The organism is Sphingomonas sp., assembly GCF_048594985.1.
In the GTDB taxonomy this organism is placed as follows: Bacteria; Pseudomonadota; Alphaproteobacteria; order Sphingomonadales; family Sphingomonadaceae; genus Sphingomonas_I.
Genome location: NZ_JBMDXG010000138.1, coordinates 1 through 10,058, shown reverse-complemented (window position 1 = coordinate 10,058; position 10,058 = coordinate 1). Strand labels below are relative to the sequence as shown.

Here is a 10,058-nt window from a genome sequence, read left to right as displayed (position 1 = left end):
CCGCCGACCAGGCAGGATACCAATTTCCTGCGGATGCTCGACGGCCTGCCCTACGGCGCGGTCGATTCGAAGACGGTGATCCGGATCGTCACGGTCGGGCCGCAGGACACGATCGCGTCGCTGGCGGCGCGGATGCGCGTGCAGCAGCTTCCGCGCGAACGCTTCCTGACGCTGAACGGGCTGGCGGCGGACCAGCCGCTCCGTCCGGGCATGCTGGTGAAACTTGTGGTCGCCGCCTGACGAACTCCCCTTGACCCCCGCCTAATGCCGGGCGCCATAGGGCAGGATGAGGCAAGGATGAGCGATCGGATCGGGCGGCGGGCGGTGCTGCGCGGTGGCGGCGCGTTGGCGCTGTCGGGCTGGTTGCCCGCGTGGGCGCAGCCGGTGGCAGCCGGCCTTTCGCCGAGCGCGCCTGTCCTGTCGGGCGAGGAGATCAGCTTGCGCGTCGCGCGCGCGACGATGACGGTCGACGGGCGGCGGACGCGCGCGACCGGCATCAACGGCACCGCGCCCGCGCCGATGATCCGCCTGCGCGAAGGGCAGCGCGTCAGGCTGCGCGTGATCAATATGCTGGAGGAGGAGACGTCGCTGCACTGGCACGGGCTGCTCGTCCCGTCGCAGTATGACGGCGTGCCGGGCGTGTCCTTTCCCGGCATCCCGGCGGGGACCGAGTTCGTCTACGAATTCCCGATCCGCCAGAACGGCACCTATTGGTATCACAGCCATTCGGGCGGGCAGGAGCAGGCCGGGCTGTACGGGCCGCTGGTGATCGATCCCGCCGGGCCCGACCCGATCGCCTTCGACCGCGAGCATGTCGTGATGCTGTCCGACCACAGCACATCGAGCCCGGCGGCGATCTTCCGCCGGCTGAAGGTCCAGCCCGGCACCTACAATTTCCAGCGGCAGACGCTGGCGGGGCTGATCGGCGGGCGCGACCAGACATCGCGCGAGCGCGCGCAATGGGGCGCGATGCGGATGGACCCGGCCGACATCGCCGACGCGACCGGCGCCACCTATACCTACCTGATCAACGGATATGGCCCGCGCGACAACTGGACCGCTTTGTTCAGGCCGGGCGAGCGCGTGCGGCTGCGCATCGTCAATGCGGCGGCGATGACGACCTTCAACCTGCGCATCCCCGGCCTGTCGCTCACCGTGGTGCAGGCCGACGGGATGAACGTGCGGCCGGTGACGGTCGACGAACTGCAGATCGGCGTGGCCGAAACCTATGACGTGATCGTCACGCCGACGGAGGACCGCGCCTACACGATCGTCGGCGAGAGCATCGACCGATCGGGCATGGCGCGCGCGACGCTCGCCCCGCGTCCCGGCATGACGGCCGAGGTGCCGGCGCTGCGCCCGCGGCCATTGGCGACCATGACCGACATGGGGATGGGGGGCATGGGGGGCATGGACCATGCGGCGATGGGGCATGGGGCAATGGCGCAGGGTCCGGCGCCCGCCCCCCCCCCCCCACGCGGGATCGATCCGACCGCCGAACAGAATACGTCGCGCATGCTGGCCACCGGGGAACAGGCGTCGCCAGCCGCCCCGCGCGCGCCGGCGATGGATCATGGCGCGATGCGGATGCGCGACTTCACGCATGCGCCGCAGGTGCGCAAAGGGCCGGGCGTGCAGACGATCGCGCCCGCGCCGGCCGACCGCACCGGCTTTCCCGGCCAGGGGCTCGAAGGCGTCGGGAATCGCGTGCTGACCTATCGCGACCTCATCGCGATCGAGCGCAACCCCGACGTTCGCGCGCCCGAACGGCGGATCGAGATCCACCTGACCGGCAACATGGAACGCTTCATGTGGGCGATCGACGGGGTGCGCATGTCCGACACGCACGCCCCCTTCGCCTTTACCGAGGGCGAGCGGGTGCGCGTCACCCTGGTCAACGACACGATGATGGGGCATCCGATCCACCTGCACGGCCATTTCTTCGAACTGGTGACGGGGCATGGCGCGCATGCCCCACGCAAGCATACCGTGCTGGTCCAGCCGGGCGGGACGGTGAGCTTCGACCTGACCGCCGACGCGGTCGGCGACTGGGCGTTCCACTGCCACATGCTGTATCACATGCTGGCGGGCATGATGCGCGTGGTGACCGTGCGCCCGCGCGGGGGAGCGGCATGATCGTCCGCGCCGCGCCGCTCGCCGCCGCCCTGCTGCTCGCCGCGCCGACGGCCGCGCAGGATCATGCGGGGCATGCCATGCCGGGCATGGCGATGCCGATGCCTATGGACGGACAGGGCGATGCGGCGGCGGGACATGAAGGGCATGGCGGGCACACGACGCCGCCGCCCGCCGTCACGGCGCGCGAGGGCACCGATCTACCCCCCGGCGACGCCCCCGCCCCGCCCGTACCGGCTGCCCACTGGGCCGATCGTTACTGGGACCCGGCGGCGATGGCCCGCGCGCGCGACATGATGATGCGCGAGGGCGGCGCGCAGACCTTCGCGCAGATCATGGTCAACCGCGCCGAAATCCGCGTGCGCGACGGGCGCGACGGCTATCGCTGGGAGGGCGAGGGCTGGTTCGGGGGCGACATCAACCGGCTGGTGATCAAGACCGAGGGCGAAGGCACGCGGGGCGAACGGCTGGAGGCGGGGGAGGTGCAGGCGCTCTACAGCCGCGCGGTCGGGCCCTATTTCAATCTGCAGGCGGGCGTGCGCCACGACGTGCGGCCGACGCCCGACCGCACCTTCGCGGCGGTCGGGGTGCAGGGCCTTGCGCCCTACTGGTTCGAGGTCGAGGCAACGGCGTTCCTTTCGACCAGGGGCGACGTGATCGGGCGCGCATCAGCCACTTACGATCAGCGCCTGACGCAGCGGCTGATCCTGCAGCCGCGCGCCGAGATCGAGCTGGCCGCGCAGGACATGCGCGCGCGCGGAATCGGCCGGGGCGTGAGCGAGGCGGAGCTGGGCCTGCGGCTGCGTTACGAGATCAGCCGCCAATTCGCGCCTTATGTCGGCGTGGCGTGGGAGCGGCGGCTGGGCCGCACCGCACGCTTCGCGCGCGCGGCGGGCGACGATCCGGGTGGCGCGGCGCTGACTTTGGGAATCCGCGCCTGGTTCTAGGGCGGATCGACGTTCCGTTTTCACGCTGACCAGAGCATCGTTCGTGCTGAGCCTGTCGAAGCACCGTCTTGTTCGCGGTGAGGGCCCCGTCGGAAGGCAGAACGGCACTTCGACAAGCTCAGTGCGAACGGGAAGGTAGGGCGTTGACCGGGTCTAGCTCTTCGGCGCGAGGACCGAGGCGTCCACTGCGGCGATCGTCGGGCAGCCGGCAAGCGCCATCGCCAGTTCGAGCTCGCCACGCAGGATGCGGAGCATGTGCGCCACGCCGAGCGCGCCGGCGGCGGCGAGCGCGTGGACGTAGGGCCGCCCGACCAGCACCGCATCGGCGCCGAGCGCGAGCGCGCGCAGCACGTCGATCCCGCGCCTGATGCCGCCGTCCATCAGCACGGGCGCAGCCCTGCCCACCGCCTCCACGACGGGCGCGAGCAGGTCGATCGTCGCGGGCAGGCCGTCGAGCGCGCGGCCGCCATGGTTGGAGACGATGATCCCGTTCATCCCGGCATCGAGCGCGCGGCGCGCATCGTCGGGATCAACAATCCCCTTGAGCAGGATCGGCAGGCGCGTGAGGCCGCGCAGCCAGCCGAGATCGGCCCAGGTGGGCGCGTGCTCGAGCAGGGGCGTGCCGAACAGCAGCCGGTCGGGCGGCGACGGCGCGAGCGGGCGCATGCCGCGCAGGTTCACCGCCTCCACCCCCGGCGGCAGCGCGAAGCCCGCGCGCTGCTCGCGATTGCGCGCGCCGTTGACCGGCGCGTCGACCGTCACGACCAAAGCGCGATAGCCGGCACGTTCGGCGCGCGCGATCAGGGCGGCGGTGAAGTCGCGGTCGGGCTGGATGTAGAGCTGAAACCACAAGGAGGCCGGGCCCTGCGCGGCGATCTCCTCGATCGGCACGCTCGCCTGCGTGCTGACCACCATAATCGTGTCGAGCGCGGCGGCGGCGAGCGCGGTCGCCCGTTCGCCGTCGAGGTGCGCGAGCTTCTGGAAGGCGACGGGCGCGAGCAGGATCGGCGCGGCGAGCGGAAGCCCGAACAGGGTGGTGGCCGTGGTCGCGCCGGCCATGTCGCGCAGCACGCGCGGGCGCAGCGGGCGGCGGGCCAAGGCGGCGACATTCTCGCGCAGCGTCCATTCGTCGCCGGCCCCGCCCTCCAGATAGGCCCATGCGCCGGGCGACATGCGTTCGCGCGCCAGCGGTTCGTAGTCGGCGAGCGAGACGACCTGCGGCGGGATGCGGTCGAGCGGCGGGAGCGTCATCGCGCCGGCCCCTAGCACAGGCGGCGGGCGGGCGTCAGGATCGGCGCGCTACCTCCCCCTGCGGCGCGGTCATCCGGCCTGCTGCGCCGCCAGGAGCTGGTGGACCTGCGCCACCACCGCCGCGCCCTCGCCCACCGCCGCCGCGACGCGCTTGGTCGAGCCGGCGCGGACGTCCCCGATCGCGAACACGCCGGGCACGTTGGTTTCGAGCGGGCGGGGCCCCTGCCCCGTCAGGATGAAGCCGTGGCGGTCGGTGTCAGCGCACCCGCGCAGCCAGTCGGCATTGGGTTCGGCGCCGATGAACAGGAACAGGTGGCGCAGCGCGCAGCGGTGGCTGCCCCCGTCGTGCGTGCGGAACTCGGCGGCGACGAGGCCTTCGGCGCGGTCGCCCTCCAGCGCGACGACCTCGCTGCCGACATGCACCTCGACATTCGGAAGCGCGGCGATCCGATCGATCAGGTAGCGCGACATGGTTTCGGACAGATCGCGCCGGACCATCAGGTGCAGCCGCTTGACCTGCGGCGCGAGGAACACCGCCGCCTGCCCGGCGCTGTTGCCGCCGCCGACCAGCGCGACCTCCTCCCCCGCGCACAGCCGCGCCTCGATCGGCGAGGCCCAGTAGGAGACGCCCGCGCCCTCGAACCGGTCGAGCCCGTCGATCGCGGGGCGGCGATAGCGCGCGCCCGAGGCGACGACGACGCTGCGCGCGCGGATCGTATCGCCGGTCGACAGTTCGATCCGCATCGGGCTCGCGTCGCAATCGAGCCGCTTCACCGCGAGCGGAACCGCGATCTCCGCGCCGAACTTCACCGCCTGCGTGAAGGCGCGGCCGGCGAGCGCCTGGCCGGAGATGCCGGTGGGGAATCCAAGGTAGTTTTCGATCCGGTTCGACGCGCCCGCCTGACCCCCCATCGCGCGTTCGTCGAGCACGATGACGCTGAGCCCTTCCGACGCGCCATAGACCGCCGCCGCGAGCCCCGCCGGCCCCGCGCCGACCACCGCCATATCGTAGACCTGATCGGGATCGAGCGTGGGCATCATGCCGAGGCAGGCGGCCAGCTCGACCTCGGTCGGATGGCGCAGAAGCGTGCCGTCGGGGCAGACCACCAGCGGCAGCTCCTCCGGCAGCAGGCCGAGCCGCTCGACCAGCGCGCGGCCCTCTCCGGTCTCGGCGACGTCGTGGACGAGATTGGGATAGCCGCTGCGCGTGAGGAAGCCCTGGAGGCGGACCAGATCGGGGTCGCGGGGCGACCCGATCAGGATCGTGCCGGCGCCCCCCTCCTCGATCAGGCCAACGCGGCGCAGGATCAGCGCGCGCATCACCAGCTCGCCCAGCTCGGCCGAGCCGACCATCAGCGCGCGCAGATGGACCGCATCAAGCGGCAGCGCGGTGCAGCCGTCCGGCCCCGCCCTCCCCGCTGCGAACGACGGCCGGCCGGCAAGCTGGTTGATCTCGCCCGTGAACTGGCCGGGGCCGTGGCGCGTGATCAGCGCCTCGTGCGACAGGCCGTCGCGGCGATAGACCGCGATCTCGCCCTCGATCACCAGCCACGAGGGCGCGTGCTGCTCCCCGATGCCGTAAATCTGCTCGTCGGCGGCAAATTTCTGCGGGGGGCCGCTGGCGAAACGGCGCGCAATCTCGATCTGTCCCGCGTCGAGCACGGGAAACATCTGATATTCGCGATTCGCCATCCCGCTCATGACGCCTGCCCCCCAACTCCGCCGCCGACGGGCGGCGTTATCGCACGTCGGGCGCGGTGTGGCGATCCGCGCGGCTGCGCTGGTACATCTTGCGCGCGACATAGGCGCCGCCAAGCACCATTCCGAGCGGCCCCATCCGCCGCAGCACCGATACGCCCAAGGCGCCGACCAGCGCACCCTTCACGCCGCTTTCATTGCGACCACGATCAAGCTCGCGCCCGACCAGCGCACCGATCACCCTGCCGATCATGTTCGACTCCCTTCCGAAACGACAGGCGGAACAGCGCGCGAGGCAGGAGGGTTGTTCCGGTGACGCGCGCCTTCTTTTGGCCCCATCGACGGGCCTAGCAAGGGGCGACCCAAGGCAGGCGACAAGGGAGAGCAGAGATGGCCGACACGCCGAAGACCGACCGCAAGCCCCACGAATCGGGCAAGAGCAAGGATCGCTCGCGCAAGAATCTGGTGACGGCGGCGAAGGCGGGCGCGGCGATCGGCATCGGATCGGCCGCCCTGGTCGCGGCGCTGCTCTACGCCAACCGGCAGGAGGACAAGGCCCCGCCGCCCCCGAAAGACCCGCGCTTCGAACCGATCGACAGCTAGGCGGTTACCTTGAGCGTGTAGATCAGGATCGCGACCCAGCCGAGTGCCAGCGCCGCCATGAGGAGCGGCAGGACGAGCGGCCGGCGCGCGACCGCGGCGAGACGGGACAAGGGTTCCATGACCGGATGACGGCGCGGCGGGCGCGCCGCCTTGATCGCCGCATGTCCGTCAGGCGAGGCGCAGCACGATCAGGCCGAACGCGGCCCATGCGGACGCGAGCCCGAGCATGACCAGCGGCAGGCCGACCGCGCGCACGATCCGGGCCGAGCCGATGAAATTCCCGATGTCGCCCATAATGCCATCCTCCTTGTCGAAGGAAGGCTAGCGGGACGTGCGCTCCCCCGGAAACGCACAATCCCGTTGAGAAAGATCGAGTGGGCCGATCAGCGGCCGAGCATCGTTTCCGGCACGACCACGCGATCGAACGTCGCCTCGTCGACCAGGCCGAGTTCGAGCCCGGCTTCCTTGAGCGTCAGATGCTTCTTGTGCGCGTACTTGGCGATCGAGGCGGCATTGTCGTAGCCGATTTCGGGCGCGAGCGCGGTGACGAGCATCAGCGAGCGCTCCATCCCGGCGCGGATCTGGTCGCGGTTCGCCTCCATCCCGTCGACGCAGCGCTCGGCGAAGCTCACCATTCCCGTGGCCAGCAGATGGATCGACCGCAGGACGTTCGCCCCGATCAGCGGCATGAACACGTTCAGCTCGAAATGCCCCTGCATCCCGCCGACCGTTACCGCCGCGTCGTTACCGATCACCTGGCCCGCGACCATCGTCAGGCTCTCGCACTGGGTCGGGTTGACCTTGCCCGGCATGATCGACGAGCCGGGCTCGTTCTCCGGCAGCGACAGCTCGCCGAGACCGGAGCGCGGCCCCGAACCCAGGAAGCGGATGTCGTTGGCGATCTTCGTCAGCGCGACCGCCAGCGTCTTGAGCGCGCCCGAGAAGAAGACCAGGCCATCCTTCGCCGCCAGTTGCTCGAACTTGTTGGGCGCGGGCTCGAACCGGCTGCCGGCGATGTCGCTGATCGCGGCCGACATGTCCTCCGCCCAGCCCTTCGGCGCGTTCAGGCCGGTGCCGACCGCAGTGCCGCCGATCGCCAGCTTCCGCAAATTGCCGTTCATCGCGCCTTCGATGCGCGCGCGGCAGCTTGCAAGCTGCGCGACGTAACCCGAAAATTCCTGGCCCAGCGTCAGCGGGGTCGCGTCCTGCGTGTGGGTGCGTCCGATCTTGACGATGTCGTCCCATGCCTCCGCCTTGGCGCCGAGCGCGTCGTGCAGCCGGTCGAGCGCGGGCAGCAACGTGCGCTCCGCCGCCAGCACCGTCGCGACATGCAGCGCGGTCGGAAAGCTGTCGTTGGACGATTGGCTCATGTTGACATGGTCGTTGGGGTGGACAGGCGACTTGCCGCCGCGCGTGCCCGTCAACTGCTCGTTGGCGTAGCCCGCAATCACCTCGTTCACGTTCATGTTGGTCTGCGTGCCCGACCCGGTCTGCCAGATGACCAGCGGGAACTGCGCGTCGAGCGTGCCGGCGATGATCGCCTGCGCCGCCGCCTCCATCGCGTCGGCCAGCCCGGCATCCAGGCCATGCTTGCGGTTCACCCGCGCCGCCGCCTGCTTCACGATCGCCTGCGCGTGGACGATGCCGAGCGGCATCCGCTCCCGCTCCCCGAACGGGAAGTTCTGGATCGAGCGCTGGGTCTGCGCACCCCAATAGCTGTCGGCGGGAACCTCGATCGGGCCAAAGCTGTCGGTTTCGGTGCGCGTGCTCATGATCGCGAAGGTCTCCAAATGCGATTCGGTCGCGCGGGCCTTAGCAAGCCTGCCAAAGTTCACGAAGTTCACGCCCGGACTAACGCGTTTTCCCGCCTTCCCCAGCCGGTGCCGGCCGATGAGGCAAGACATCGTCCGTTGTCGTATATCATGGATTGCGACCGGAGGGAAGAACATAAACAGAACATCATTGCCCGTTTGCGCGGCCCCGAAAGCGGGATAGGCAGGACGAAGGGAGATCTTATGCAACGGACCTGGGCGCTGATCGCATTGCTGGCGGCGGGCACGCGCGCACACGCCGCACCGGCCGCGGACGGCGCGGGACAGGCGATCGCGCTGGCCGAGAAGGCGATCGCGATCCGATCGGTCGCGGGACCGGGCAATCGCACCGCCGAGGTGGCGGCGTTGTTCAAGGCGGCGCTGACGGCGGGTGGATGGGCGGACGGCGACGTGACGATCACGCCGCTGGGCGACACGGCCTATCTGGTCGCGCGGTGGAAGGGATCGAACCCGAAGCTGAAGCCGATCGTCATTTCGGGGCATATGGACGTGGTCGAGGCGGACCCGAAGGACTGGGCGCGCGATCCCTTCACCCCGGTGATCGAGAATGGCGTGCTGTTCGGGCGCGGTGCGAGCGACATGAAGAGCGACGCCGCGCTGGCGGTGACCGCGCTGGTCGAGCTGCGGCGCGGCGGCTTCCGCCCGGCGCGCGACATCGTCCTCGCCTTTTCGGGCGACGAAGAGACGGCGATGAAGACCAGCGAGGCACTTGCCGCGCAGCTGAAGGGCGCGGAGCTGGTGCTCAATGTCGACGGCGGCGGCGGGGTGCTCGACGAAAAGACGGGCAAGCCGGCTTATTTCACCTGGACCGCGGCCGAAAAGACCTATGCCGATTTCGAGCTGAGCGTGACCAATCCGGGCGGCCATTCGTCGCAGCCGCGCACCGTCAACGCGATCACCCAGCTGGCCACCGCGCTGACGAAGATCGGCGCCTATCGGTTCAAGCCCGAGCTGAACGACATCACGCGCCTGTCGCTGGCCAATGCCGCGAAATATGAGGAGCCGGAGGTCGCCGCCGCGCTGCGCGCGTTCGTCGCCGATCCGACCGACGCGCGCGCGATCGGCACGCTCGCCGCCAATCCGGCGACGGTGGGCAGCATCGGGACGACCTGCGTCGCGACGATGCTGCACGGCGGGCACGCGCTGAACGCGCTGCCGCAGCGCGCGACCGCCAACGTCAATTGCCGCATCTTTCCCGGCCACCCGGTCGAGGAGATCAGGCAGGAACTGGTGCGCGTGATCGGCGATCCGGCGGTGACGGTGAAGGACGTGAGCGAGGGATCGGTCGCGACCCCCGCCTCCCCGCTGCACCCCGACGTGAAGGCGGCGGTCGAGACATCGATCCACGCGGTCTATCCCGGCGTCGCGGTGTTCCCAGCGCAGGCATCGGGCGCGAGCGACAGCATGTGGTATCGCAGCGTCGGCGTGCCGAGCTACAGCATCAGCCCGCTCTTCACGAAGCCGAGCGAGGATTTCGCGCACGGGCTGAACGAGCGCCTGCCCGTGGCGAACTTCCCGGCGGGACTGGCTTATTACCGGAGCCTGTTTTCGGCGCTGGCGAAGTAAAGCCCTCTCCATCCTCTCGCCGTCGCCC

The 10,058-nt window shown here is 70.3% G+C and carries 9 protein-coding genes and 1 pseudogene; 5 read left to right on the top strand and 5 right to left on the bottom strand.

Going from position 1 to position 10,058, the window contains the following annotated elements; translation table 11 throughout:
- The 3 genes and pseudogenes from ACOJSF_RS05380 to ACOJSF_RS05370 all read left to right on the top strand — a co-directional run.
- Nucleotides 1-240, top strand: a pseudogene (locus tag ACOJSF_RS05380) (hypothetical protein); the annotation flags it as partial.
- A gap of 57 nt (nucleotides 241-297) precedes the next feature.
- On the top strand, nucleotides 298-2,136 hold the full coding sequence (locus ACOJSF_RS05375) for a copper resistance system multicopper oxidase (protein ID WP_420141196.1): 1,839 nt from the start codon (nucleotides 298-300) through the stop codon (nucleotides 2,134-2,136).
- On the top strand, nucleotides 2,133-3,080 hold the full coding sequence (locus ACOJSF_RS05370) for a copper resistance protein B (protein WP_420141195.1): 948 nt from the start codon (nucleotides 2,133-2,135) through the stop codon (nucleotides 3,078-3,080). Before ACOJSF_RS05375 ends, ACOJSF_RS05370 begins: the two co-directional genes overlap by 4 nt.
- 153 nt (nucleotides 3,081-3,233) lie before the next feature.
- Here ACOJSF_RS05370 and ACOJSF_RS05365 read toward each other — a convergent pair whose 3' ends face one another.
- From ACOJSF_RS05365 to ACOJSF_RS05355, 3 genes are all read right to left on the bottom strand, one after another.
- The gene (locus ACOJSF_RS05365; protein WP_420141194.1) at nucleotides 3,234-4,331 is read right to left on the bottom strand and encodes an alpha-hydroxy acid oxidase; all 1,098 of its coding nucleotides are present in this window, start codon (nucleotides 4,329-4,331) and stop codon (nucleotides 3,234-3,236) included.
- A gap of 69 nt (nucleotides 4,332-4,400) precedes the next feature.
- A complete protein-coding gene (locus ACOJSF_RS05360) occupies nucleotides 4,401-6,032 on the bottom strand; it encodes an FAD-dependent oxidoreductase (RefSeq protein ID WP_420141193.1) in 1,632 nt (543 codons plus the stop codon).
- A gap of 37 nt (nucleotides 6,033-6,069) precedes the next feature.
- Complete coding sequence (locus tag ACOJSF_RS05355; protein WP_420141192.1) at nucleotides 6,070-6,282, bottom strand: hypothetical protein; 213 nt, start codon at nucleotides 6,280-6,282, stop codon at nucleotides 6,070-6,072.
- 137 nt (nucleotides 6,283-6,419) lie between these two features.
- On the opposite strand from ACOJSF_RS05355, the gene ACOJSF_RS05350 reads away from it, so the two are divergent.
- The gene (locus ACOJSF_RS05350) at nucleotides 6,420-6,632 is read left to right on the top strand and encodes a hypothetical protein (protein ID WP_420141191.1); all 213 of its coding nucleotides are present in this window, start codon (nucleotides 6,420-6,422) and stop codon (nucleotides 6,630-6,632) included.
- Nucleotides 6,633-6,800: 168 nt separating this feature from the next.
- Here ACOJSF_RS05350 and ACOJSF_RS05345 read toward each other — a convergent pair whose 3' ends face one another.
- Both ACOJSF_RS05345 and fumC read right to left on the bottom strand, forming a co-directional pair.
- The gene (locus tag ACOJSF_RS05345) at nucleotides 6,801-6,926 is read right to left on the bottom strand and encodes a hypothetical protein (RefSeq protein ID WP_420141190.1); all 126 of its coding nucleotides are present in this window, start codon (nucleotides 6,924-6,926) and stop codon (nucleotides 6,801-6,803) included.
- 89 nt (nucleotides 6,927-7,015) lie between these two features.
- Nucleotides 7,016-8,407, bottom strand: coding sequence for a class II fumarate hydratase (fumC, locus tag ACOJSF_RS05340; RefSeq protein ID WP_420141197.1), 1,392 nt, complete (start codon nucleotides 8,405-8,407; stop codon nucleotides 7,016-7,018).
- Between the two features lie 240 nt (nucleotides 8,408-8,647).
- Between fumC and ACOJSF_RS05335 the strand changes: the two genes are divergently transcribed.
- Nucleotides 8,648-10,030 (top strand): M20/M25/M40 family metallo-hydrolase, encoded by a 1,383-nt coding sequence (locus tag ACOJSF_RS05335; RefSeq protein WP_420141189.1) that lies wholly within the window; start codon nucleotides 8,648-8,650, stop codon nucleotides 10,028-10,030.
- Nucleotides 10,031-10,058: the final 28 nt, after the last annotated feature.

Coding starts and splice junctions, on each gene's coding strand:
- ACOJSF_RS05375 (WP_420141196.1), top strand. CDS start 298: ATGAGCGATCGGATCGGGCGGCGGGCGGTGCTGCGCGGTGGCGGCGCG.
- ACOJSF_RS05370 (WP_420141195.1), top strand. CDS start 2,133: ATGATCGTCCGCGCCGCGCCGCTCGCCGCCGCCCTGCTGCTCGCCGCG.
- ACOJSF_RS05365 (WP_420141194.1), bottom strand. CDS start 4,331: ATGACGCTCCCGCCGCTCGACCGCATCCCGCCGCAGGTCGTCTCGCTC.
- ACOJSF_RS05360 (WP_420141193.1), bottom strand. CDS start 6,032: ATGAGCGGGATGGCGAATCGCGAATATCAGATGTTTCCCGTGCTCGAC.
- ACOJSF_RS05355 (WP_420141192.1), bottom strand. CDS start 6,282: ATGATCGGCAGGGTGATCGGTGCGCTGGTCGGGCGCGAGCTTGATCGT.
- ACOJSF_RS05350 (WP_420141191.1), top strand. CDS start 6,420: ATGGCCGACACGCCGAAGACCGACCGCAAGCCCCACGAATCGGGCAAG.
- ACOJSF_RS05345 (WP_420141190.1), bottom strand. CDS start 6,926: ATGGGCGACATCGGGAATTTCATCGGCTCGGCCCGGATCGTGCGCGCG.
- ACOJSF_RS05335 (WP_420141189.1), top strand. CDS start 8,648: ATGCAACGGACCTGGGCGCTGATCGCATTGCTGGCGGCGGGCACGCGC.